This window comes from Burkholderia sp. Tr-20355 (assembly GCF_017104685.1).
Taxonomy (GTDB): Bacteria; Pseudomonadota; Gammaproteobacteria; order Burkholderiales; family Burkholderiaceae; genus Burkholderia; species Burkholderia seminalis.
The window spans coordinates 1-24748 of sequence record NZ_JAAGPK010000045.1; the positions used below are offsets into that span (position 1 = coordinate 1).

Below are 24748 nucleotides of genomic sequence, written 5' to 3' on the forward strand. Positions count from 1 at the left end.
GGCGGGCAACGGCGCACGACGCCGGACGGCGCCGTCGCCGCGCGCGCACGCTCGCGCCCGGCCCGGCGCAAGGCCGAACCGGCGGGCGCGAAGCGGATGCCGTTGCCGTGTCTCATCTGTCTAGCGTTCCTCGATGCGGGCCGTCACGCGGCCTGCCAGTACGCGTCGAGGCGCGCGTACAGTGCGTCGCGCTGCGCCGGTTCGATGAACGACGCCTCGAAGCCGTTGCGGATCACCGCATGGACTTCGGCATCCGTGAGCTGCAGCCCTTCGGCCGTCGCGAAGTAGTTTTCGTTGACGTAGCCGCCGAAATAGGCGGGATCGTCGGAGTTGATCGTCACCGCGACGCCGCGATCGAGCAGCGCCTTCAGCGTGTGCTTCGTCATGTCGTCGAACACGCACAGCTTCAGGTTCGACAGCGGGCAGACGGTCAGCGCGGTGCGCGTTTTCGCGAGGCGCTCGACGAGCGCCGCGTCTTCGATGCTGCGCACGCCGTGGTCGATCCGGTCGACCTTCAGCACGTCGAGCGCTTCGTGGATGTAGGCGGGCGGGCCTTCCTCGCCCGCATGCGCGACGAGCTTCAGCCCGAGCGCACGCGCCTTCTCGAACACGCGCGCGAACTTGGCCGGCGGATGGCCGAGCTCGGACGAATCGAGGCCCACGCCGATCAGCCGGTGGCGATAGCGCTCGAACAGCGGCAACGCGGATTCGAACGTCGCGAGCGCGTCCTCTTCGGACAGGTGGCGCAGGAAGCACAGGATCAGCCTGCTCGACAGCCCGCGCCGTTCGGCATCGGCGAGTGCGCGCTCGATGCCCGCGACGACCGTCTCGATCGGCACGCCGCGCTCGGTGTGCGTCTGCGGATCGAAGAACAGTTCGGTATGGACGACGTGGTCGGCGAGCGCGCGTTCGCAGTACGCGGCCGTCATGTCGTAGAAATCCTGCTCGGTCAGCAGCACGCTCGCGCCGGCGTAATAGATGTCGAGGAACGACTGCAGGTCGGTGAACGCGTACGCGGCGCGCAGCGCGTCGATCGAGTCGTACGCGAGCTTCACGCCGTTGCGCTGCGCGAGCGCGAAAATCAGTTCGGGCTCGAGCGAGCCTTCGATGTGGATGTGCAGCTCCGCTTTCGGCGCGCGGGCAATCTTGTCCTTGAATGTCGGGGTCATGGCGTCGTTCTTGGTCGGTCAGTAGGTAGGGGAAGCCTGCGCGGACGCATTCGCCTCGACGGCCTGCAGCAATTGCGCGGCCACCGAGATCGCGATCACTTCGGGCGCCTTGTCGATGATGCCTTCGACGCCGATCGGGCAGCGCATCCGCGCGACCTGGGCCGGGTCGATGCCGATCGCCGCGAGGCGATGATCGAACTGTACGCGTTTCGCCTGCGAGCCGGTCATCCCGAAGTACGCATAGTCGCCGCGTCGCAGGATGCGTTCGGCCAGCACGAAATCGAGTGCATGATCGTGCGTCATCACGACGAAGTAGGACTGCGGCGGCGCGGCGTCGACCGCGTCGGCCGGGGCAGCGGCCGCTTCGATCGCGAGGTTGCCGATGCCGGCGAGCGCGTCGGCCGGCGGGAACACCGCAGCGGGCCCGTCGATCCAGCGCACGTGGCACGGCAGCGTCGCCAGCACCTTCACGAGCGCGGTGCCGATGTGCCCGGCGCCGAACAGCACGACGGGGAACGCAAACGGCGCGATCGTCTCGGTCATCAGCGACACGCCGCCGGTTTCCCACAGCAGGCAGTCGGCCCGCGCGGCTTCCGGTTCGGGCTCGCTCAACAGCGGCGCGCCCGGCGAGGGGCCGAATGATACGCTACGCACGGTCGCGGCGCCGGCCGCGACGCGCTTCGCGAGCGACATGATCCAGCCGAGATCGCCGACGTCGAGCCGCTCGAACGCGAGCACCACGGCGCCGCCGCAGCACTGGCCGAGACTCGGGCCGAGCGCGAGCCGTTCGAGCCGGCGCGCGTGCGGCACGTGCGCGCCATCCTTCAGCAGGTGTCGCGCGATCTCGATCGCCTTCCATTCCAGATGACCGCCGCCGATCGTATGGCGGGCCGTGTCGCGCGTGACGAGCATCTTGGTGCCGGCCTCGCGCGGCGCGGAGCCGTCGGTATGCGCGACCGTCACGAGCACGGCCGCTTCGCCGTGCGCGAGCAGTTGCTGCAGATCGCCGAGCCAGGCTTCCATCAGCACACCCCGTTCGGAACGACGCGGCACGACACGCGGCGCGGGCCGGCGGGCGTGGCGATGACGGACGGGAGCAGGGCCGGCCGGCCGCACGGCTGATGCGGGACGACGGCAGCGCGCCGACGCTGCGCGCGAACGGCGCCGCCGGACACGCGGACGCCATGAGGGTGACGGATGCGGATGGTTTGCGTTGTCATGAGGAATCCAGTCGACATTGCGGATCGGGCGCGCGTTACGCAGGGGTGGTGAGACCGCCTGGCCTCGCGCACGTAGATCGCCATCCAGTCCCGAAGATAGCATCGCCGCGCGGCGCGAACATGGCCGGGCAGTGATCCGGGCTATCAGGAGGCGATCATGTCGATCATAGGCCCGCCGCGCGGGATCGGGGCGCCGATGCGTGCGCATCGGGCCGAAACGCACGCGTGACGGGGCGGGGGCGCGTCGGTTGCGCGACGCGCGTTCGTCCGGCGATCCGGGCGGCGGCGGGGTAGGGGTTTACGCGCGGCCGGCCGGACAGGGCGGGCGGAAGCGGCGGTTCGCGTCGCCGGCGTGCGGCCCGATCGGCCGGGCCGCACTTGCCGGCGGCCGCAACAGCGGCCGGTCAGCGGGCGAGCTTGCGGCGATGACGCCAGAGGCTCGCGACGACCGCGGCCAGGATCACGGCGAAGCCGATCAGCGCCCAGCCGGGCAGCAGGATGCCGAGGATCGGCGGGTAGACGGTCTCGCACAGCCCGGCGACCTTGAACATGCCGGGGAACCACTGCGCGGGCGGCAGGCTGTCGACGATCGGCTGCAGCGTGTCGAAGCCGCAGCTGAAGCCCGGATTCATCTGGATCGACAGGTGCCGCGCGGCCGTGCCGACACCGCCGGCCGCGGCGATCGCGATCAGCAGCTCGAGCACCCAGATGCCGCGCCAGTTGCGGATCCCGGCGGCCAGGAACGCGAAGATCCCGATCGCGCAGAAGAAGTAGCGCTGGATGATGCACAGCGGGCACGGATCTTCGTTCTTCACGTACTGCAGGTACAGCGCGCCGGCCAGCAGGGCGATGCACGCCCATCCGAGCAGCATCAGCAGGCGGCGTTCACGGCGTAGCGCAAGCGTGTAGTCGTTCATGTCGGCGGGGTTCCTCGTCGGTCGGTCCGGAAAACAATCGCGCGATTTTAGCGCGAACGGTCTGGCACGAAACTGACAGCGCGCGTGCGGCAACCTGCCGCACCGCGCGCATCGCCCGCCGGCGATCGGCGATGCGGTCAGCGGATCGTGTTCAGCACGGCCTCGACTGCCTGGCCGATCGCGAGCAGCGCGTCGTCGCGATGCGGCGCCGCCGCGAGCATCAGGCCGACCGGCGCCGCGTCGCGCGGATGGCACGGCAGCGACAGTCCGCACGCATCGAGGAAGTTGAATGCGCTCGGGTTGCGCAGGATCAGCGCATTGGTGCGCGTGAACGCGTCGTCGTCCGTTTCGAGGTCGGCGATGCGCGGCGGCACGACCGGCACCGTCGGCGCGACGAGCGCATCGAAGCGCGCCCAGACCGTGTGCGCGGCTTCGTCGAGCATCGCGGCGCGCGCGGCGAGCAGGTCGAGATAGTCGGCCGCGCTCGCGGGTTCGCCCTTCAGGATCCGCGTCAGCACGCGCGGGTCGTACTGGTCGCGATGTCGGGCGAGCAGCGGCCGATGCCAGGCGTACGCCTCGATCGGCGAGAAGCCGAAGCGGTTGATCTCCGGCAGCCGGTCGAGCGCGGCGAAGCGCACGTCGGTGACGATCGCGCCGGCGGCTTCGAGATGCTTGAGCGCGGTGTCGAGCGCGGCCGCGACGTCGGCGTCGACGCCATCCGTCACGTAGTTCGTCAGCACGCCGAGCCGCACGCCTTCGAGCGGCCGGGCGGCCGGCACGTGCGGCTCGAGGCCCGCGAGCATCCGGTCGACGAGGGCGCAGCACGCGACCGTCAGGCCGATCGGGCCGAACGAGTCGAGCGTCGTCGACAGCGGCACGCCGCCTTGCGTCGGGATCCGGCTCGCGGTCGGCTTGAAGCCCGTCAGCCCGCACAGCGCGGCCGGAATGCGGATCGAGCCGCCCGTGTCGGTGCCGAGCGCGACGGCGGCCATCCCGTCGGCGACGGACGCGGCCGCGCCCGACGACGAACCGCCGGAAATCCGCGCATCGCCCGGCACGTCGCGATGGTACGGCGAGCGCGGATTGCCGAAGTGCGGATTCAGCCCGAGCCCCGAGAATGCGAATTCGCTCATGTTGGTGCGGCCGACCAGCACCGCGCCCGCACGCTTGAGCCGCGCGACGGCGACTGCATCGGTGCGCGCGGCCGGCGCGCCGTCGAGCACGCGCGAACCCGCGCGCGTCACCTGGCCCGCGACGTCGAACAGGTCCTTCACCGACACCGGGATGCCCGCGAGCGGCGACAGCACGGTGCCCGCGGCGCGCAGCCGGTCGTGCGCGTCGGCGGCCGCGCGCGCGTTGTCGGCGTCGACTTCGGTGAAGACGACGGCGCCCTGGCCCGACGGATCGGCGATCCGGTCGAGCGCGGTATCGACGAGCGCGCGGCTCGTGGTGCGGCCGGCCGCGAGGTCGGCGGCGAGCTGGGCGAGCGGGGGGAACGGCGTGAACGTGGTCATGAGCGGCTCAGGGGCGAAGATGTTGAAGAAGGGTGGAGCGAAACGAATCGATATGGCGCTCGACGGCGTCGCGCGCGCCGGCGGCGTCGCGGGCGGACAGCCGGTCGAACAACGCGCGGTGTTCGTGCTGGACGTCGGCGAGATGATGCGGTTCGGACAGCGTGACGAACCAGAAGCGCAGCGAGCGCTCGTGCAGCGCGCGCAGGATCTCGGCGAGGACCGCGTTGCGCGCGGCGGCGGCGATCGCCTGGTGAAACGCGCGGTCGAGTTCCATCATCCCCTCCACGTCATGCGTGTCGACGCAGGCCTGTCCGTCGTCGAGCAGCGCGGCCAGGCGCGCGAGATCGTCCGGCGTCGCGTGGCGCGCGGCGAGTTCGGCGCAGTGCGCTTCATTGATGCGCCGCACGTCGATCACCGCGACGATGTCGTCGAGCGACAGCGGCTGCACCATCAAGCCCTTGCGCGGCATCACCGACAGCAGCCCCTCGAGCACGAGCCGATGCACGGCCTGGTGCACCGGCGTGCGGCCGATCCCCGTGCGCGCGACGAGGTCGGCTTCGTTGAGCGCGGCGCCCGGCTTCAGGCGCATCGTGATGATGTCGCGCTGGATCAGCGCGTACGCACGGTCGGCGAGGCTGGCCGCCGGCGCGGCGAACCGGTCGCGGGTGACGTCGGTCAGGGTATTCATGCGATGAGCGGCGCGGCGGCCGGGCGGGGCGCGATCATGGCGCGGGCGATCGGGAGGCGTGGACGATGTCTGGATATTATTGTGATATATCACTGATGTCCAGTGCGGGCGCGCGGCCGGGGGACACGCCCCGGCGCCGCCGGCAACCACTTGCAACAATGGCGACAGGATGTTGCAGGTTTGCCGCGCGATCGTGCACTGAAGCATAATGAATCCTCGTCTATCCATACGCGTGAGCGACGTACCAGACCATCGTCATGAGCGAACACACGCCTTCCCCGGCCGGTCTGCCCGGCACCTCTTCCGCTTCCTCCGATTCCCTCCGTCCCGAGCCGGCGAAAATGCCCGATGCGCCGGCCGCGCAAGCCGCCGCGCAGAACGTCGCCGTGGACGGTGCGTCGCCGGTCACGATCGCGTCCGAGCCCGGTGCGCCCGGCGCCCCCGATGGCGCGGTCGCACCGCCGAAGCCGGGTGCGCCGCCTCCCGGCTTCGGTGCGCCGCCTGATTTCGAAACGTCGCGGCCGCCGCCCGCGAGCGCGCAGAATGCGCCGCCGGCCTACCTGAAGCAGAGCGACACGCCATGGTCGGTGTTCGGCCGGATCGTCGCGGCGCGGGCGCGCCGGCTGTTCGATCGCGCCGGCCAGCGCATCACGCAACGCACGCTGCGCATCGGCGTGTCGGCGCGGATCTTCCATCCGGAACCGGGTGCGAAAGGGCTGCGCGGCAAGACGCTGCAGTATCTCGAGGAATCGATCGCCCACTGGGTGATGTCGCGCGACGTGCTCGTGTTCATGATTCCGACCGTCGGCCACCAGGGGATGATCCACCCGAGCAACATCCGTCTGCGCGACTACGCGAAGCATCTCGACGGCCTGCTGCTGCAAGGCGGGGCCGACGTGTCGCCGCAAACCTACGCGGCCTCGGATGTGCGCCCCGAATGGCCGGGCGATCGCGTGCGCGACATGTACGAACTCGAGCTGCTGCATGAATTCGTCGAGTCCGGCAAACCCGTCCTCGGCGTGTGCCGCGGCTGCCAGCTGATCAACGTCGCGTTCGGCGGCTCGCTGTACCAGGACATCGCCACCGATGTGCCGACCGCGAATGCGCACGTGAGCGAGCATTACGACCAGCATCGTCACGCGATCCGCTTCCCGGACACGTCGACGCTGGCGAGCATGTTCCCCGGGCGCAGCGAAGCGATCGTCAACTCGATCCACCACCAGGCGATCCGCGATCTCGGCCGCGACCTGAACATCGAGGCCGTGTCGGCCGGCGACTGGATCATCGAGGGCATCCGCCATCGTCGTTCGCCGTTCGTCGTCGGCGTGCAATGGCACCCCGAGTTCCATCGTGCGGGCGGCGCGGAGTTGCTCGACTGCACGCCGCTGCTCGATGCATTCCTGCGCGCGGCGCGTGAAACGCGTCTGTAGCCAGCCGTATTTCCGGCGTTGTCCGAAGGCCGGCCGCTTCCCGATAAATTCGAGATGCGGCCGTTTCTTTTTGAACGATAATCGCGAGTTCCGATTCGTTCGCCGGAGTCCGACGTTGGCTTTCCGAAATATTTCCCCTGCACGATGCGCTGCGTGGATCGTTGCGCTGGCTGCCTGCGCGCAAGCGGGCGCGGCCTGGTCGGCCGACGCGACCGCACCCGTCGCCGGAACGCGCCCGGCAGTCACGAGCCTGAGCGGTGCCGAGGCGCCGGCGCCGGCCGCGACGGACGCAACCGCGCAAGGCAACGTCGCCGAGCTGACGCGGATGCTGCACGACGGCCGGATCGTCGAAATGCGCACGACGTACAACGGCAGCTACGGCGCGAGCCTGATGTTCGATCCGCGCGAGATGACGTACTACGTCGCGCTGTTCCAGGACAAGAATCTGTGGCGCGTGATCCGGTCGCAGGAAAAGAACCGCGCGGAGATGGTCTACGCAAACTTCGTCCAGCAGACCGTGCAACTCGCCGATATCGAGATCCGCCGTACCGAACTGCAGGCGCAGAAAGCCTTTCTCGAACGCGTGATCGCGCTGCAGGCGAACCGCGCGCAGCAGTTGCAGGCGGACCTGAGCGTCGCGCGCAGCCAGCAAGCCGAAGTCGCGCAGCGCCAGAAGTCGGCGCAGGAACAGACGCAGGCGCTGCAGGTCGAGAAGCGTGCCGCGCAGATGCAGTTGCGCGATCTGCAGGAGCAGGTGCGGCAACTCGAGAAGCAGACCGAATCGGGGCTGCCCGCGCACAAGTAACGGTTCGTCGGACGCACGGCGAAAACGACCGGAACCCGGCGAAGCGATCTTCGCCGGGTTTTTTGTTGGGCGGGCCCGGGATGGGGCGTCGTCAGTGTGCGAACGCGTCGGGCGTATCGGTCAGTCGGCGGTGGGACAGCCGGGACGTCCAGTCGAACCCGGCGGCGGGGGCGTGCATGGCACGCTCAGGCTGGGTGATGCGCAGCGCGTTTGCCGTCGCGATGAGCGTGAGCGGATCGTCCGGCGTGGCGCCGGCTTCGCGTGTGTCCGTTGCATGTGGTGGCGGGGCAAGCCGATCGCGTGTTTGGGCGCGCGGTGGTTCGGTGCCGGATGGACGGCGCGCCGCCACATGCGCGGTGCCTGGTGTCCGGGCCGGCGCCGCTGCCGTGCGCGAGCCGGCGGTTCGATGCGGGGACGCCGGTGGTGGCGTCGTAGCGCGCTGGACACCGGAGCTTGCCTGCGGTTGAAGCGGCGCCGGGCGACGCGTATCGCGATGCGCGGCCGATCGCGGCGCCGCAGTTTTCGCCGTTGGCGCTGCTGCCGTGTGCCGCGGTGAAGTGTGCCGCGGTGAAGTGTGCGCCGGCGTGTCCGGCTGAACTGGCGCGACCCGTACGGTACCGGTCGAAAACGTTGCATGGTCGCGCGCACCGTCGGTCGCTTGAAGCGCGTATGCAGGCCCGAAACCCGTGAACGGTTCATGCGCGGCGATCAGCCAGCCGATGATGCCGAACGCGCCGATGCTCCAGCAGGTTGCGTATATCGCGCGCCGGTCCCGGCGGTTGCCTGAAGGACGCGGGACGCGCCGGCCGGCGACGACGGGCGCGGCAAGCGATCCGGCCGCCGCCGTCGGCTGCCAGCGGCACTCGCGGTGCGGCCGGTCGACGTCGATGCAGGACGTCGTCAGCGTCGCGAGGCAGTTCTTGCTGGGCCGTGCACCGGATGCGCCGCGAAACTTCCAATCGCGGCCGAACGGCGGCACGTGGTCGAGCGGGGCGACGCGAGGGCGGGCGAGCGCGCCTTCGACGGGGACAAGAGGCGAGTGGGTCATGAGGGCGGCGCGGACATGTCGTCGCAAATCGTGACATTGTGGTCAGCCGACGAAGGCCGGTCGATCAGATCAATCTGATTCTTTTGCCCGTTTCAGGGCGACTCGTACGAGGCGAATGCCACGAAGGCAACGACAGCGGCGCTCCAAGGCAAATGTCGGCTTCGCGTGGCATCATTCGCGAACCATGCCGGTGCAAGCGTCGTTGTGCGATGCGCCACCGGCGGGCAGCGATGCCCGTGCGCGCCGGCCCGGCGCGGCGCGCATCGCCGGGTCCATGCGGCGCGCATTCGCGCCATCCGAGCTGAGCGAGAAAAACATGTCCACAGCGTCACACGCCATCGCGCAGGAATCGAAAGTCCGCACCGTGTTCCGGGTCGTCAGCGGCAACTTCCTGGAAATGTACGACTTCATGGTCTACGGGTACTACGCGTCGGCCATCGCGAAAACCTATTTCCCGAGCGGCAACGCATTCGCGTCGTTGATGCTGTCGCTGTCGGTGTTCGGCGCCGGCTTCCTGATGCGGCCGGTCGGCGCGATCGTGCTCGGCGCATACATCGACCATCACGGCCGCCGCAAGGGGCTGATCCTGACGCTCGGGCTGATGGCGATCGGCACGCTCGCGGTGGCCGCGATACCGGGCTATGCGACGATCGGCGTGCTCGCGCCGGTGCTCGTGCTGCTCGGCCGGCTGCTGCAGGGTTTCTCGGCCGGCGTCGAACTCGGCGGCGTGTCGGTGTACCTGTCGGAGATCGCGACGAAGGGCCACAAGGGGTTCTATACGTCGTGGCAGTCGGGCAGCCAGCAGGTGGCGGTGGTGTTCGCCGCGCTCGTCGGCGTGCTGCTGAATCGCGTACTGCCTGCCGAGGAGATGACCGCGTGGGGCTGGCGCATCCCGTTCCTGATCGGCTGCCTGATCGTGCCGTTCCTGTTCCTGATCCGCCGTTCGCTGAAGGAGACCGACGAATTCCTCGCGAAGCGTCATCGCCCGACGATGGGCGAGATCATGCGCTCGATGCTCGACAACTGGGGCGTCGTGGTCGCCGGCATGGGGATGGTGATCATGACGACGGTGTCGTTCTACATGATCACCGCGTATACGCCGACCTTCGGCAAGGAAGTGCTGCACCTGTCGTCGCTCGACGCGCTGGTCGTGACCGTCTGCGTCGGTGTTTCGAACCTCGTGTGGCTGCCGCTGTCCGGCGCGCTGTCCGACCGTGTCGGCCGCCGCCCCGTGCTGATCGCGTTCACCGTGCTGACGCTGCTGACGGCTTACCCGGCCGTGCTGTGGCTCGTCGGCGATCCGTCGTTCCTGAGGCTGCTCGCGGTCGAGCTGTGGCTGTCGTTCCTGTACGGGTCGTACAACGGCGCGATGGTCGTCGCGCTGACCGAAGTGATGCCGGCCGACGTGCGCACGGCCGGCTTCTCGCTCGCCTACAGCCTGGCGACGACGATCGGGGGCTTCACGCCCGCGATCTCGACGCTGCTGATCCACCAGACCGGCAACAAGGCGGCGCCGGGACTGTGGCTGAGCGTGGCGGCCATCTGCGGGCTGATCGCGACGCTCGTGCTGTATCGCACGTCCGAAGCGCGCAACCAGTACAAGGCGGCCTGACGGGCACCATTCCGTCGCGCACGTCGCGCGGCACGGGCCGCGTGGATCGTATTGAAAAAGGGAGCGCACCGCGCTCCCTTTTTTCGTCTGCGTTCAGGCGTCGCGTCGCAACTGGCCGGCAACCGTGGCCGCGACGTCGAGCCATTCGCCCGGCGCGGGCTGGCGGGCGATCCGGGCCTGCGGATACCACGGGCAGTCGTCGCCGGTGAACCAGCGCCAGTCGGGCGCGAACGGCAGCATGACCCACAGCGGCTTGCCGAGGGCGCCCGCGAGGTGCGCGACGGCCGTGTCGATCGTGACGACGCCGTCGAGCCGCTCGATCAGCGCAGCCGTGTCGGCGAAGTCGTTCAACCGGCCGTCGAAGCGATGCACGCGCGGATGCGCGTCGACGCGCGCGCGTTCGTCGTCGTCGAGCGCGGGTTGCAGCACGATCCAGTCGATGTCCGGCAGCGCGAGCAGCGGCGCGAGCGCATCGAACGGCATCGAGCGGTTTTCCTGCGCCTGCCGGCGCCCCGACCAGGCAAGCCCGAACTTGCGCTTCGACTGCCCGCCGAGCGAGCCGCGAAAGCGCCGACGGGCACTGTCGGGCGCATCGAGGTAGCGCGAGCCGCCGACGATGTCGTCCGGCTGCAGCCCAAGCAGGAACGGCAGGCTCATCAGCGTGCAGGCAACATCCGCCGCGGGCGGCCTGGCGGCACCCGGTGCGACGAGCGTCACGCGCCAGCGCGACGCGGCCGGCGCCAGCAGCGGCACGAGTTCCGGCTGGACTTCGAGCACGAGGTGCGCGCAGCGTGCGCGGGCAAGCGGCACGAAGCGGACGAACTGCAGCGTGTCGCCGAACCCCTGTTCCGCACGGATCAGCAGCGTGCGTGACGCAATCGGCTCGCCTTGCCAGCGCGGCAGCGTGCCGAGCGACGTCGCGCCGGGCGTCTCGTGGCGCGCTTCGTAGGCCGGCAGCCCGCGCGTGAAGTCGCCGAGCGTCAGCAGCGTGACCGCGCGGTGCAGCCGCGCGAGCGTGAGATCGGGCGCGACGCGCAGTGCCTGGTCGAACGCGCGCAGTGCCATCTCGTATGCGCGGAGCGCGTGATGCGCGTTGCCGAGGTTCAGCCACGCGAGGCCGAACGACGGATCGAGACCGACCGCGCGCTCGTAGTAGGGCAGTGCGTCGCGGTGGCGCCCCTGGGCGCACAGGGCGTTCGCGAGCCCGAACAGCGCGAGCGGAAACGGCGGGTGCAGCGCGAGCGCCGCTTCGAACGCGGCGGCCGCCTCCGCATGCCGGCCGACCGCGTCGAACGTGTTGCCGAGATTGAAATGCGCGGCGACGAAGCGCGGCTGCGCGGCGATCGCGGCCTGGAAGTGCGTGATCGCGTCGTCGGCGCGGCCCATCGCGTTCAGCGCCATCGCGAGGTTGTTGTGCGCGCCCGCATGCCCGGGCCGCAGTTCGAGCGCGCGACCGAACGCGGCGAGCGCATCGTCGTGGCGGCCGAGCGCGTTCAGCGCGTTGCCGAGATTGTTGTGGATCGATGCGTCGTCGGGCGTGAGCCGCAGCGCGCGGCCGAACGCATCGATCGCGTCGTCGTGCCGCTGCAGCGCCGCATACGCATTGCCGAGGTTGTAGTGCGCGAGCGGGAATTCGGGCGCGAGTGTCAGCGCGTTGCGAAAGCGGTCGATCGCTTCGTCGAGCCGGCCGAGCGCCTTCAGCGCGTTGCCGAGATTGAGTTGCAGCGCGGCATCGTCCGGGCGCAGCGCGACCGCGCGGCCGACGAGGTCGGCCGCTTCGGCATGCTGGCCCTGCTGGTGCCGCAGCACGCCGAACAGGTGCAGCGCGTCGGCGTTGGCGGGGTCGGAGGCGAGCGCGTTGCGATAGCCGTGCTCGGCCTCGGCGAGGCGGCCTGCGCGGTGTGCGGCGTACGCCCGGTCGAATGCGGAATCCATGACGCGAAAACTGACGGAAAGCGCGTATTTTCCCACACCGCGTGGGGGGGCCGCCGGTCGGCCGGTCGGCATATGGCCCCGTCACGCGGAGCGGCGTAGACTGGCAGGGTCGCGTGTCATCGAGGTTCTCATGGCTGACACACTGTCCGATATCCCGCCCGTGCTGATCGTCGGCGCGGGGCCGACCGGTCTCGCCGCGGCGATGAGCCTTGTGCGTGCCCGCGTGCCGGTGCGCATCATCGATCGTCTCGCGGCGCCCGCGCCGTATTCGCGCGCGATCGGCATCCAGGCGCGCACGCTCGAGCTGCTGGAGCAGCATCGCGCGGTCGAACCGTTTCTCGCGCTCGGTCATCGCGCGCATGCGGCCGCGCTGCATGCCGACGGCCGCGAGATCGCGCGGCTCGATTTCGATCCGCTGCAAACGCGCTATCCGTATCTGCTGTTTCTCGATCAGAGCATCACCGAGCGCCTGCTGGCCGAACACCTGGCGCAGCTCGGCGTGACGGTCGAGCGCGGCGCGACGCTGACCGCGTGCGACGCGGGCGGCACGTCGCTCGACGTGTCGATCCGCCGCGCGGACGGCCGCGACGAGTCGTTCGCGCCGTCGTACCTGATCGCGGCGGACGGCGCGCACAGCACGGTCAGGCATCTGCTCGGCCTGGGCTTTGCCGGGCAGGCGTTCGAACAGACGTTCCTGCTTGCCGATTTCGCGGCGATCCCCGATTGGCCGGACGAAGAGATCCACCTGTTCACGTCGTCCGACGGCATGGCCGGCCTGTTTCCGATGGGCGACGGCCGTTACCGGCTCGTGGCCGACCGTCCACCCGGCAGCGACGCGTCGTCCGATGCGCCGACGCCGACGCTCGCGGAGTGCGACGCGATCGTGCGTCGCCGTGCCGGCGTGTCGATCTCCCCGAGCGATCTCGCGTGGTCGTCCTATTTTCACCTGCATAGCCGAATGGTCGACCGGTTGCGTCACGGCCGCGTCTTTTTCGCGGGCGACGCCGCGCACGTCCACAGCCCGGCCGGCGCGCAGGGCATGAACACCGGCATCCAGGAAGCGTTCAATCTCGGCTGGAAGCTAGCGCGCGTGCTGGGCGCCGGCACGCCCGAGCGGCTGCTCGACACGTACCACGCGGAGCGCCATCCGATCGAGCGCGACGTGTTGCGGCAGACCGGATTCGTCACGCAGATGGTCGAAGCCGAGCGCGGTGCGATGCGGCTGCTGCGCGATCATGTCGTACCGCTGCTGGCGTCGTTCGGGCCGATGCGCGACGCGGTGCGGCGCACGGTCAGCGAGCTCGGCGTGCAGTACCGGAAAAGTCCGCTCACGCTCGAGCGCGTGCTCGACGGCGGCCCGCGCGCGGGCGAGCGGGCACCCGATGCACTCGTGCATGTGCTCGACGGGCCGCTCGGCCGCGCACCGGGGACGGCGCGGTTATACGATCTTCACGATCCGGCGAGCTTCACGCTGTTGCTGCTGGAAGAACCGGCGGATGCCGATACCGGCGAGGTGCCGCCGATGTCGGCCGACGCGCGGGCGCTCGTGCAGGGGCTCGAACGGATCATGCCGGAAGCGGTGCGCGCGTGGCGCGTCACCGATGCCGCAGGCGATGGCGCCGCCGGCCTGGCGCAGGAATACGGCCGCTCGCGGCCGTCGTTCTACCTGTTGCGGCCCGACGGTTATGTCGCCGTGCGCGGGCGCACGGCAACCGACGCGAACGCGCTGCTGCGCCACTGCGAAACCTGGTTCGCGGGCATGACGCAGTCCGCGTAGCGGCGCGATCAGACGCTCGCGGCGGCGGGCACGAGCGAGGCCCGATGCGCGGCGACCGCGTCGCGCACGATCGGTGCCGCGCGTTGCGCGCCTTCGCTCGACGGATTGTCGAGCGCTGCGAGCAACGCGCGGCGCATCCGCGGTTCCCAGAAGCGCCGGAGATGGTCGGCGATGCCGGCCAGCGCTTCGTCGCGATCGGGCATCGATTCGAAGAATGCGCCGATCTGGTTGGCCATGTCGATCAGGTGTCCTTGATCCATCGCTGCCTCACTTGCCTGTCGTCACGGTGTCGGGCGTCGCCGCGCGGCGCTCGAGCAGGTCGATCTGCTCCGCGTTGAAACGCGCATACGCACGCTGCCAGTCGGACGGTTGCGCGACCGGCAGCACCTGCACGGCCGTCACCTTGTATTCGGGGCAGTTCGTCGCCCAGTCGGAACTGTCGGTCGTGATCACGTTCGCGCCCGATTCCGGGAAGTGGAACGTCGTGTACACGACGCCCGGCTGCATGCGCTCCGTCACGAGCGCGCGCAGCACCGTCTGCCCGGCGCGCGATTCGATGCCGACCCAGTCGTCGGTCCGGATCCCGCGATCCTGGGCGTCGTGCGGATGGATCTCGAGGCGGTCCTCTTCGTGCCACCGGACGTTTTCGGTCCGGCGCGTCTGCGCGCCGACGTTGTATTGCGACAGGATGCGGCCCGTCGTCAGGATCAGCGGATAGCGCTGCGTGACCTTCTCCGGCGTCGGAATGAACTTGGTGATCACGAACCGGCCCTTGCCGCGCACGAATGCGTCGATGTGCATGGTCGGCGTGCCGTCCGGCGCGTGCTCGTTGCACGGCCACTGGATGCTGCCGAGCGCGTCGAGCTTCTCGTACGACACGCCCGAGAAGGTCGGCGTGAGCCGCGCGATCTCGTCCATGATTTCCGACGGATGCGTGTAGTGCATGTCGTAGCCGAGCGCCTGCGACAGCAGCAGCGTCACTTCCCAGTCCGCGTAGCCCGCGAGCGGCGGCATCACCTTGCGCACGCGCGAGATGCGGCGCTCGGCGTTCGTGAACGTGCCGTCCTTCTCGAGGAACGTCGAACCCGGCAGCAGCACGTGCGCATATTTCGCGGTCTCGTTCAGGAAGATGTCCTGCACGACGATGCATTCCATCGCCGACAGCGCGGCCGCCACGTGTTGCGTGTTCGGGTCCGACTGGACGATGTCCTCCCCCTGGCAGTAGAGCCCCTTGAAGCTGCCGTCGAGCGCCGCGTCGAACATGTTCGGGATGCGCAGCCCCGGTTCCGGTTGCAGCGTGGCCGACCACGCCTGCTCGAACTGCGCGCGCACGACCGCGTCGCTGATGTGCCGGTAGCCGGGCAGTTCGTGCGGGAACGAGCCCATGTCGCACGACCCCTGCACGTTGTTCTGGCCGCGCAGCGGATTGACGCCGACGCCCTCGCGGCCGATGTTGCCGGTCGCCATCGCGAGGTTCGCGATGCCCATCACCGTCGTCGAGCCTTGCGCGTGTTCGGTGACGCCCAGCCCGTAATAGATCGCCGCGTTGCCGCCCGTCGCATAGAGGCGCGCGGCTTCGCGCACGCGTTCGGCCGGCACGCCCGTCACGTCGGCGGTCGCCTCCGGCGAATTCTCGTCGCGCGACACGAATTCGCGCCATTGCTCGAATGCGCGGGTATCGCAGCGTTCGGCGACGAAGACGTCGGCGACGAGCCCCTCGGTGACGATCACGTGCGCGAGCGCGTTGACGATCGCGACGTTGGTGCCGGGGCGCAGTTGCAGGTGGTGCGTGGCCTTCACGTGCGGGCCGTCGACGACGTCGATGCGGCGCGGGTCGATCACGATCAGCTTCGCGCCTTCGCGCACGCGGCGCTTCATCCGCGAGCCGAACACCGGGTGGCCGTCGGTCGGGTTCGCGCCCATCACGACGATCACGTCGGCCTGGCCGACCGAGGCGAACGTCTGCGTGCCGGCCGATTCGCCGAGCGTCGTCTTGAGACCATAGCCGGTCGGCGAATGGCACACGCGCGCGCAGGTATCGACGTTGTTGTTGCCGAACGCGGCACGCACGAGCTTCTGCACGAGATAGGTTTCCTCGTTCGTGCAGCGCGACGACGTGATGCCGCCGATCGAGTCACGGCCGTACTTCTGCTGCAGCTTGCGGAATTGCGTAGCCGCATACGTGAGGGCTTCGTCCCAGCTCACTTCGCGCCACGGGTCGGTGATCTTCTCGCGGATCATCGGCTTCGTGATGCGGTCCTTGTGCGTCGCGTAGCCCCAGGCGAAACGTCCCTTCACGCACGCGTGGCCTTCGTTGGCGAGGCCGTTCTTGTGCGGCGTCATGCGCACGACCTGCGTGCCCTTCATCTCGGCCTTGAACGAGCAGCCGACACCGCAGTACGCGCAGGTCGTGACGACCGAGTGTTCGGCCTGCCCGAGCTGCACGACGGATTTTTCCTGCAGCGTGGCCGTCGGGCATGCGGCGACGCACGCGCCGCACGACACGCATTCCGATGCCATGAACGATTCGCTTTCGCCCGCGGCGACACGCGATTCGAAACCGCGTGCGGCGATCGTCAGGGCGAACGTGCCCTGCGTTTCCTCGCATGCGCGGACGCAGCGGTTGCAGACGATGCACTTCGACGGGTCGTACGTGAAATACGGATTCGATTCGTCCTTGCGGTCCTTCAGGTGATTCGCGCCGTCGAAGCCGTAGCGCACTTCGCGCAGCCCGACCACGCCCGCCATGTCCTGCAATTCGCAGTCGCCGTTGGCGGGGCAGGTGAGGCAGTCGAGCGGATGGTCGGAGATGTACAGCTCCATCACGTTGCGACGCAGCGACTGCAGCCGGTCCGACTGCGTGCGCACCTTCATGCCGGCTTCGGCGGGTGTCGTGCACGACGCCGGATAACCGCGCCGGCCTTCGATCTCGACGAGACACAGCCGGCACGAGCCGAACGGCTCGAGCGAATCGGTTGCGCAGAGCTTCGGGACGTTGACGCCGGCCTCGATCGCCGCGCGCATCACCGATGTGCCGGCCGGCACCGTCACCGGCTGGCCGTCGATTTCGAGCGTGACGTCGGTGTCGGCATGCCGTTGCGGCGTGCCGTAGTCGGTATCGTCGAACGGATCGCGGGCACGCGCCTGAGCGGCGCTCTTGCACGCGCATTGGCCCGAGCCGCAGCCGCCTTGGCGGACGTTGTTCGTGTCGAGGGACATGCAGGGCTCCTTCTGGGTCAGGCCGCGGCCTTGACCGGACCCGCTGCGGCATCCTTGCCGGCAGCGAGCCCGAAATCTTCGGGGAAATGGTCGAGCGCGGACAGCACCGGGTACGGCGTCATGCCGCCCATCGCGCACAGCGAGCCGGCCAGCATCGTGTCGCACAGGTCGCGCAGCAGCGTGACCTGACGCTCCGACGTGTCGCCGTCGCGGATGCGTGCGATCGTCTCGACACCGCGCGTCGAGCCGATCCGGCACGGCGTGCACTTGCCGCACGATTCGATCGCGCAGAACTTCATCGCGTATTCGGCCAGTTCGGCGAGGTTCGAGGTGTCGTCGTGCAGCACGATGCCGCCGTGACCGACGACCGCGCCGATCGCCGCATACGCCTCGTAGTCGAGCGGCACGTCCCACTGATGGTCGGGCAGGTAGGTGCCGAGCGGGCCGCCGACTTGCGCGGCGCGAGCGGGCCGGCCGCTGGCCGTGCCGCCGCCGAAGTCGAACAGCAGTTCGCGCAGCGTGACGCCGAACGCGAGTTCGACGAGGCCGCCTTGACGGATATTGCCCGCCAGCTGGAACGGCAGCGTGCCGCGCGAGCGGCCCATCCCGTAGTCGCGGTAGAACGCCGCGCCGCGCGCGAAAATCACCGGCGCCGTCGCGAGCGTGATCACGTTGTTGATGACGGTCGGCTGGCCGAACAGGCCCGCGAGCGCCGGCAGCGGCGGCTTCGCGCGCACGACGCCGCGCTTGCCCTCGAGCGATTCGAGCAGCGCGGTTTCCTCGCCGCACACGTACGAGCCCGCGCCTTTCGCGACGTGCAGCTCGAACGCGTGCGCGGAGCCGAGCACGTGCTCGCCGAGCCAGCCGGCTTCGCGCGCGCGGACGATCGCGGCTTCGAGTGTCGCGATCGCGTGCGGGTATTCGCTGCGCACGTAGATGTAGCCGACCGTCGCGCCCGTCGCGATGCCTGCGATGATCATCCCTTCGATCAGGCAGTACGGATCGCACTCCATGATCAGGCGGTCGGAGAACGTGCCCGAATCGCCTTCGTCCGCGTTGCAGACGATGTATTTCTGCGCGGCGTGCGCGTGCCGCACGGTGCGCCACTTGATGCCGGCCGGGAACGCCGCGCCGCCGCGGCCGCGCAGCCCCGATTCGATCAGCGTCTCGCAGGCGGCGTCGCCGTCGAGCGACAGTGCGTTCTTCAGGCCGGCGAGTCCTTCGTACCGCAGGTAGTCGTCGATCGACAGCGGGTCGGTCAGGCCGATCCGCGCGAACGTGAGGCGCTGCTGGCGCGCGAGATAGGGCAGTGCGTCGACGAGGCCGACGCTGCTCGGGTGCGTGCCGCCCTCGAGCCAGTGGGCGTCGAACAGCGCGGGCACGTCGGTGGCCGACAGGTTTGCATAGCCGACGCGGCCCGCGGCCGTGCCGATCTCGACGAGCGGCTCGAGCCACAGCAGCCCGCGCGAGCCGTTGCGGACCAGTTCGATCGCGACGCCGCGCCGTTCGGCCTCCGCGACGATCGCGGCGGCGAGCGCGTCCGCGCCGAGCGCCAGCGCGGACGAATCGCGTGGAACGTAGATGCGGGTCGTCATGCGGCCTCCTGCGAGTGGGCGACCGCGTCGGCGAGCAACGCGTCGAATTTCTCCGGCGTGACCTTCGCGTGCAGCACGCCGTTGACCGTCAGCGACGGCGACTGCGCGCACAATCCGAGGCAGTACACCGATTCGAGCGCGACGGCGTCCGGCGCGCGCGCAGCGGCGGCATCGCCGTGTGCCGCGTCGAACCGGCAGCCCGTGCGCGCCTCCGCATGGGCGGCGAGCGTTTCGCCACCCATGCTGCGGCACGCTTCGGCGCGGCACATCTGGATCGTCACGCGCGCGGGCGGCGCGGTGCGGAAGTGATGGTAGTAAGTCAGTACGCCGTGGACTTCCGCACGCGACAGGTTGAGTGCCTTGGCGAGCGGTGCGACGCAACCCGGCGGCACGTAGCCCGCGTCGTCCTGGATCGCGTGCAGGATCGCGACGAGCGACCGGCCGGCGCGCGCATGACGCTCGACGAGCGCGTCGGGCGCAGGGGAATTCGGGGACATCGGTTATGCTCCTCCAAAATCTCATATGCGCTTGCAGTTCATATAGTGCGCATCTCGACTTCGTTCTGATTGATTTTTATCAACCATAAGCGGAACATTCCGCGGTCGCAATAGGAAATCGGAGTGCATAATTGATTCGGATCGAATGCGACGCGTATCTGACCGTACGCGACACGGAAGGCCGGTCGGCCAGCCTGTCGGACGTCGCGCCGTTGCTCGAACTCGTGGCCGACACGGGCAGCATTGCGCAGGCGGCACAGGCCAAGGGGCTGTCGTACCGGCACGCGTGGGGCATGCTCCGCGCGCTGGAAGCGTGCATCGGCGGCGAGTTGATCGAAACGGCACGCGGCAAGGGCTCGACGCTGTCGGCGCTCGGGCAGGCGGTCGTCGATGCGCAGCGCCTCGCGCGCAGCCGGCTCGACGGGAATTTGCGCACGCTGGCGGCCGAAGTGGCGAGCGACCTGAACCGGCGGCTCGCGCAGCGCGACGGCGCCGTGCGCATCCATGCGTCGCACGGCTACGCGGTCGCGACGCTCGTCTCCGCGCTCGTCGATGCGCAGGCGGCCGTCGATATCAAGTATCGCGAGAGCATCGAGGCCGTACAGGCGCTCTCGCGCGGCGAATGCGACCTGGCGGGCTTCCATCTGCCGCGCGGCGCGTTCCGCGCGCAGTGCGCGCAGATCTACCGGCCGTGGCTCGACGACACGCGCCACGTGCTGATCCACCTGACGCGTCGTCAACAGGGGCTGTTCGTGCTGCGTGGCAACCCGAAGCAGGTCCGCGGTCTCGCGGATCTCGCGCGCAACGACATCCGCTTCGTCAACCGGCAGCCGGGGTCGGGCACGCGCATGTTGCTGGACCTCGCGCTGCGTGCGATCGGCATCGATCCGGAGCGCGTCGACGGCTATGCATCGGCCGAGCTCACGCATTCGGCGATCGCGGCATTCGTCGCGAGCGGGATGGCCGATCTCGGCTTCGGCGTCGAGCCGGCCGCGCATCATTTCGGGCTCGACTTCATCCCGGTCGTCGACGAGGACTATTACTTCGCATGCGAACGTGCGCGGCTCGACGCCCGGCCGCTCGCCGGCGTACTGGCGCTGCTGCGCGACGCACGTTTCGTCGAGCGTGTCGCGCATCTGGACGGCTACGATCCGGCCGCGTGCGGCACGCTGACGGGCATCGCGGCCGGGCTGGCCGGCGACGACGGCGCGCAGGCGCGGCACGGCAATTCCCGGTAACGGGGACGCGATCGGGTCGCGCTGCAACAGCGGGGGATTTGCGCTACGCTTGGCGCTTGATCAACGTTCCAACAAGCACGCCGTTCAGGCGTCATTCCGCCATGAAATTTTCCGTTCCCCACGCCGCGGCAGCGTTGACCGCGGGGCTGCTGGTCGTCGTTTCGCCGTTTGCGTCCGCGCAGAATTCCCCGGGTGTGCCGGGCGGCATCCTGAGCGAACAGTTTCGTTTGAACGAGCATCCGCAGATGCCGTTCGCGGCGTCGGCGCCATCGCAGAAATACCAGGGCGGCAAGAAGTCGGCGTTGCGCCGCAAGGGCGACCTGGGTGACCCGAACGGCTGCAACCTGAAGTGCCCGATGGATACCCAGTAATGCGCTGACCGGCGCGTTTGTGCCCGGGGTGAGGCGCCGTGCTTTCGCACGACTGCCCATCATCTGACCGCGGGTGGACGAGCGTCGATTCCGGGCCTGATGATGGTCGAGCCCCGCAAAGCGTTACCGCTTTGCGGGGCTCGTGCTTTTCGACGGGCCCGCATCCAACGGGGTGCCGGGCGGAGCTGCCGTACGCACGTCTGGCCGTCCCGCTCATTGATCTAGGGTTAACCCGTAATTCAGGAAGGATGTCTTCCAGAAACCTGCCTTATTCTTAAGCATCTGCCTACATAAACTTCGGTTTGTCAGCGATGAACAAGGTGTTCACCGCGAACACAGACAAATCTGGAGGTAGGTCATCATGAAGTCGCTCGTTCAAGCCGTCGTCGTTGCTGCTGCGCTCGTTGCCCCGGTCGTGTCGTTCGCCCAGTCGGGCTCGACGATCACCCGCGCGCAGGTTCGTGCCGAACTGGTCCAGCTCCAGCAGGCCGGTTACAACTCCGCCCGCGGCGAAGATCCGCATTATCCGGAAGCGATCCAGGCCGCGACGGCCCGGGTTGCAGAGCAGCAGCGTGCGCTGGCGCAAGCGCAAGGCGCCGACGTCAGCGGCTACGGCGCACAGGCGCAGGGCGCATCGGCATCGGGTTCGCGTGCGATGGGCGTGCGTCCCGCCAGCGCTGAAGAAATGAAGTCGCTGTATCGCGGCAGCTGAGCCGCGCGTCGCCCGGCGCGAACCGGTCGCGACGACGCGTCGTGGCCGGGGCCGCGGTAGCCGGGCTGGCCGCCGTCAGGCGCAGCGAGTGACTGCGCGGGGGCGGCCGACCATCCGTCACCTCCTGCCGCCGGAGTACCGGCGGCATTCCGCCCGGCCGCCCGTCCGTCAGTGGCTGGGCGCTTTTTCGGCAGGAGAGGGAGGCATGCGTTTCGCCGGCAACAAAAAACCCCGCAGACTTGCGTCATGCGGGGTTCGTGCGACGAGCGCGGAATTTGGTGGAGGCGGCGGGAATCGAACCCGCGTCCAGAAGCGCTCCACGACTAGTTCTACATGTTTAGTCCAGTCTTTTGATTTAACCGCAGCGACGCGGACGAACACGCTGCACTACGGCGATTCGCTAGATTTTCGACCCTGGCGTCGCGACGCCGACAGGGCTTAACTGACGTAAATGACCTCTGGCGGTATTGCTACCGGTCTTGCGACACTAGCCCGTCAGTGAACTAGGCAGAGGACGGCGGCCCTTAGGCTGCCAGTGCGAACGTATCGTCGTTTGCAGTTACGATTTTCCCATTGATTAACGAGGTGACGGGTCCTCGACATGCCCTAGCCGCTTCACAACCCCTGTCGAAACCAGGTCGCCCCCGCGGATAAGATCAATCATTATAGCCCAACATCGCGCAGCAGTTCGCGCAGTTCCTGCGTCGTATCGACGAGATGCTGCGCCTGCCAGTCGGTCGGTGCGACGCCGTCGCCGCAATAGCCGTACGCGGCCGCGACCGTCGCCATGCCGGCCGCGCTGCCGGCCTGAATGTCGCGCAGGTCGTCGCCGACGTAGACGATGCGCGCGGGCGCGAGCGTCAACTGGTCGGCCGCGTGCAGCAGCGGGGCCGGGTGCGGCTTCGGGTGCGGCGTTGTGTCGCCCCCGACGATGCAAGCGGCGCGCGGTGCGAGACCGAGCAGGTCGACGAGTGGCGCCGTGAGCCGCATCGCCTTGTTCGTGACGATCCCCCAGCGCACGCCGCGCGCATCGAGTTCGTCGAGCACGTCGCCGATGCCCGGGAACAGCACCGTATGCACGCAGAGATCCGTCGCGTAGTTGGCCAGGAACTCGTCGCGCATCGCTTCGTAGCCGGGCGTGCGCGGATCGATGCCGAACGCGCCGCCGAGCAGGCCGCGCGCGCCGGCCGAGGCCAGCGGCCGCAACACGTCGAGCGACGTTTCGGGCAGGCCGCGCTCGCGTTGCATCTTGTTGACGGCCGCCGCGAGATCGGGCGCCGTGTCGGCGAGCGTGCCGTCGAGGTCGAACAGCACGGCATCGCAGTGCAGCAGGCGCGGTTCGTCGGCTGCCCGCGCGGTCGAAAGGGGAGTCGTCATGCCGGTCGGAAGGTCACGCGCCGCGGCGGCACGCGATGAGGTAGTTGATGTCGGTGTCGTTCGACAGCGCGAAGCGCTTGCCGATCGGGTGATACGTGATGCCCTTGATCTCCACGATGTGCAGATCGGTCGCGCGCACGAAGCCCGCCAGTTCCGACGGACGGATGAAACGCGCGTAGTCGTGCGTGCCCTTCGGCAGCATCTGCGCGATGTACTCCGCACCGATCACCGCGAACAGGTAGGACTTCAGGTTGCGGTTCAGCGTCGAGAAGAACACCCAGCCGCCCGGCTTCACGAGCGTCGCGCATGCGGCGACGATATCGCCGGGCGACGGCACGTGCTCGAGCATTTCCATGCACGTGACGACGTCGTAGGTGCCCGGTTCGCGCGCGGCGATCGCTTCGGCGGCGATCGCCTCGTAGTCGACCATGATGCCGCTTTCGAGGCTGTGGAGGTCGGCGACGCCAAGCGCTTCGGTCGACAGGTCGATGCCCTTCACCTGGGCGCCGAGTCCGGCCATCGATTCGGACAGGATGCCGCCGCCGCAGCCGATGTCGAGCGCGCGTTTGCCGGCCAGGTGCGCGTGCGCATCGATCCAGCCGAGCCGGACCGGGTTCAGGTCGTGCAGCGGCTTGAATTCGGCATTCGGATCCCACCACCGGTGGGCGAGGTCGCTGAATTTCTGGAGTTCGTGCGGATCGGCGTTGGTCATGTCGGCAAACGGGCTACAGGAGGAGGGCGGTGCTGCGGTTCGTCAGACCCGAGTATATAAGAAGCAGGCGAGCGGCGAAGCGACGAGCGCCCGGACGGGCATCAATGAAAAAGCCCCGCCGGAGCGGGGCTTTGAAGCAGTCGAAAACCGCGGCTTAGTTTGCCGGAACGGTCGTCTTCTGCACTTGCTGCGTACCAACCACTTCGACTTCCACGCGGCGGTCCGGTGCGAGGCAGGCGATGAGCTGCTTGCGGTTCTTCTGGTTGCAGCCAGTCGTAACCGGGTTGCGCTTGCCCTTGCCTTCCGTGTAGATCTTGTTGGCCGGCACACCCTTGCTGACCAGGTACGACTTCACGGCTTGCGCACGGCGCAGCGACAGACGGTCGTTGTACTTGTCCGAACCGATGCGGTCCGTGTAGCCCGTTGCAACGACGACTTCCGTGTTCATGCCTTCGATCTTCGAAGCCAGTTCGTCCAGCTTTTGCTTGCCCAGCGGCTTGAGCGTTGCCTTGTCGAAGTCGAACAGTGCGTCGGCTTGATACGTGATCTTCTGGCTCGTGATGGCCGGAGCGACCGGAGCGACCGGCGGCTGCGGTGCCTGGGCGACCAGTGCGCCATCGCACTTCGCGTTGGCGGTGGCCGGCGTCCAGAACGCATCGCGCCAGCAGAGCTCGTTCGTGCCGTTCATCCACACCCATTCGCCCGTGCCGTTCACCCAGTTGTCATTGACGGCTTGACGCGACGCCGGCACCGACTGTGCCGAAGCGGATGCAGCCATAACTGCGGTAGCTGCAATGAACGCGAGCTTTGAAAGTTTATTCATATTTCTCCTCTCGAAATTGAGATTACCGCAGGTTTACTGCGAGCCTGTTGACGGTGACAAGTCATACATTGCTCGAAGTATAACATTGG

At 68.6% G+C, this 24748-nt stretch carries 21 protein-coding genes and 1 other RNA gene; 7 read left to right on the top strand and 15 right to left on the bottom strand.

All coding sequences use genetic code 11. From position 1 onward, the window contains the following. Positions 1-143 precede the first annotated feature (143 nt). From G3N62_RS14565 to G3N62_RS14585, 5 genes are all read right to left on the bottom strand, one after another. Positions 144-1169 (bottom strand): adenosine deaminase, encoded by a 1026-nt coding sequence (locus G3N62_RS14565; protein WP_034187403.1) that lies wholly within the window; start codon positions 1167-1169, stop codon positions 144-146. Positions 1170-1187: 18 nt separating this feature from the next. Then, entirely contained in the window at positions 1188-2192 is a 1005-nt protein-coding gene (gene xdhC / locus G3N62_RS14570) for a xanthine dehydrogenase accessory protein XdhC (RefSeq protein WP_124669196.1), read from the bottom strand. A 601-nt stretch (positions 2193-2793) separates the two neighbouring features. After that, on the bottom strand, positions 2794-3306 hold the full coding sequence (locus G3N62_RS14575; protein WP_034187405.1) for a disulfide bond formation protein B: 513 nt from the start codon (positions 3304-3306) through the stop codon (positions 2794-2796). A 137-nt stretch (positions 3307-3443) separates the two neighbouring features. Continuing rightward, positions 3444-4820 carry an amidase gene (locus G3N62_RS14580; protein ID WP_034187406.1) on the bottom strand — a complete coding sequence of 459 codons (1377 nt, stop codon included), beginning with the start codon at positions 4818-4820 and terminating at the stop codon, positions 3444-3446. 7 nt (positions 4821-4827) lie between these two features. Continuing rightward, the gene (locus G3N62_RS14585) at positions 4828-5508 is read right to left on the bottom strand and encodes a GntR family transcriptional regulator (protein ID WP_034187407.1); all 681 of its coding nucleotides are present in this window, start codon (positions 5506-5508) and stop codon (positions 4828-4830) included. Between the two features lie 257 nt (positions 5509-5765). Between G3N62_RS14585 and G3N62_RS14590 the strand changes: the two genes are divergently transcribed. Next, complete coding sequence (locus tag G3N62_RS14590) at positions 5766-6938, top strand: type 1 glutamine amidotransferase (RefSeq protein ID WP_124669195.1); 1173 nt, start codon at positions 5766-5768, stop codon at positions 6936-6938. Positions 6939-7053: 115 nt separating this feature from the next. Continuing rightward, positions 7054-7743, top strand: coding sequence for a DUF2968 domain-containing protein (locus G3N62_RS14595; protein ID WP_034187409.1), 690 nt, complete (start codon positions 7054-7056; stop codon positions 7741-7743). A 91-nt stretch (positions 7744-7834) separates the two neighbouring features. Here G3N62_RS14595 and G3N62_RS14600 read toward each other — a convergent pair whose 3' ends face one another. After that, on the bottom strand, positions 7835-8791 hold the full coding sequence (locus tag G3N62_RS14600) for a hypothetical protein (protein ID WP_124669194.1): 957 nt from the start codon (positions 8789-8791) through the stop codon (positions 7835-7837). A 316-nt stretch (positions 8792-9107) separates the two neighbouring features. Here G3N62_RS14600 and G3N62_RS14605 point away from each other — a divergent pair, with 316 nt between their 5' ends. Beyond that, positions 9108-10403: an MFS transporter gene (locus G3N62_RS14605; protein WP_124669193.1), complete on the top strand. Its 1296-nt coding sequence runs from the start codon at positions 9108-9110 to the stop codon at positions 10401-10403. 93 nt (positions 10404-10496) lie between these two features. Here G3N62_RS14605 and G3N62_RS14610 read toward each other — a convergent pair whose 3' ends face one another. Beyond that, entirely contained in the window at positions 10497-12410 is a 1914-nt protein-coding gene (locus tag G3N62_RS14610; protein ID WP_034187412.1) for a tetratricopeptide repeat protein, read from the bottom strand. Between the two features lie 58 nt (positions 12411-12468). On the opposite strand from G3N62_RS14610, the gene G3N62_RS14615 reads away from it, so the two are divergent. After that, a complete protein-coding gene (locus G3N62_RS14615) occupies positions 12469-14115 on the top strand; it encodes an FAD-dependent monooxygenase (protein ID WP_124669192.1) in 1647 nt (548 codons plus the stop codon). Between the two features lie 8 nt (positions 14116-14123). Here G3N62_RS14615 and G3N62_RS14620 read toward each other — a convergent pair whose 3' ends face one another. From G3N62_RS14620 to G3N62_RS14635, 4 genes are read right to left on the bottom strand one after another with little or no spacing between them, the layout of a single operon-like run. Then, complete coding sequence (locus G3N62_RS14620) at positions 14124-14375, bottom strand: formate dehydrogenase subunit delta (RefSeq protein ID WP_124669191.1); 252 nt, start codon at positions 14373-14375, stop codon at positions 14124-14126. A gap of 7 nt (positions 14376-14382) precedes the next feature. Beyond that, positions 14383-17334 (bottom strand): formate dehydrogenase subunit alpha, encoded by a 2952-nt coding sequence (fdhF, locus tag G3N62_RS14625; RefSeq protein ID WP_124669190.1) that lies wholly within the window; start codon positions 17332-17334, stop codon positions 14383-14385. A 17-nt stretch (positions 17335-17351) separates the two neighbouring features. Continuing rightward, positions 17352-18929, bottom strand: a complete 1578-nt coding sequence (locus G3N62_RS14630; RefSeq protein ID WP_034187416.1) for a formate dehydrogenase beta subunit — start codon at positions 18927-18929, stop codon at positions 17352-17354. Beyond that, complete coding sequence (locus G3N62_RS14635) at positions 18926-19426, bottom strand: NAD(P)H-dependent oxidoreductase subunit E (protein ID WP_049033191.1); 501 nt, start codon at positions 19424-19426, stop codon at positions 18926-18928. The genes G3N62_RS14630 and G3N62_RS14635 overlap by 4 nt, the downstream gene beginning before the upstream one ends. A gap of 131 nt (positions 19427-19557) precedes the next feature. Between G3N62_RS14635 and G3N62_RS14640 the strand changes: the two genes are divergently transcribed. From G3N62_RS14640 to G3N62_RS14650, 3 genes are all read left to right on the top strand, one after another. After that, complete coding sequence (locus G3N62_RS14640; RefSeq protein WP_124669189.1) at positions 19558-20664, top strand: substrate-binding domain-containing protein; 1107 nt, start codon at positions 19558-19560, stop codon at positions 20662-20664. Positions 20665-20765: 101 nt separating this feature from the next. Then, positions 20766-21035 (top strand): hypothetical protein, encoded by a 270-nt coding sequence (locus G3N62_RS14645; RefSeq protein WP_049033188.1) that lies wholly within the window; start codon positions 20766-20768, stop codon positions 21033-21035. Between the two features lie 361 nt (positions 21036-21396). Further along, the gene (locus tag G3N62_RS14650; RefSeq protein WP_034187420.1) at positions 21397-21747 is read left to right on the top strand and encodes a DUF4148 domain-containing protein; all 351 of its coding nucleotides are present in this window, start codon (positions 21397-21399) and stop codon (positions 21745-21747) included. A gap of 276 nt (positions 21748-22023) precedes the next feature. Here G3N62_RS14650 and ssrA read toward each other — a convergent pair. The 4 genes from ssrA to ompA form a co-directional block, all read right to left on the bottom strand. After that, positions 22024-22393: a transfer-messenger RNA gene (gene ssrA, locus G3N62_RS14655) on the bottom strand. A gap of 17 nt (positions 22394-22410) precedes the next feature. Beyond that, entirely contained in the window at positions 22411-23124 is a 714-nt protein-coding gene (gene gph, locus G3N62_RS14660) for a phosphoglycolate phosphatase (RefSeq protein WP_049033186.1), read from the bottom strand. Between the two features lie 13 nt (positions 23125-23137). Then, complete coding sequence (gene ubiG, locus G3N62_RS14665) at positions 23138-23836, bottom strand: bifunctional 2-polyprenyl-6-hydroxyphenol methylase/3-demethylubiquinol 3-O-methyltransferase UbiG (RefSeq protein WP_034187422.1); 699 nt, start codon at positions 23834-23836, stop codon at positions 23138-23140. A gap of 154 nt (positions 23837-23990) precedes the next feature. Beyond that, on the bottom strand, positions 23991-24659 hold the full coding sequence (gene ompA, locus G3N62_RS14670; RefSeq protein ID WP_006476579.1) for an outer membrane protein OmpA: 669 nt from the start codon (positions 24657-24659) through the stop codon (positions 23991-23993). Positions 24660-24748 lie beyond the last annotated feature (89 nt).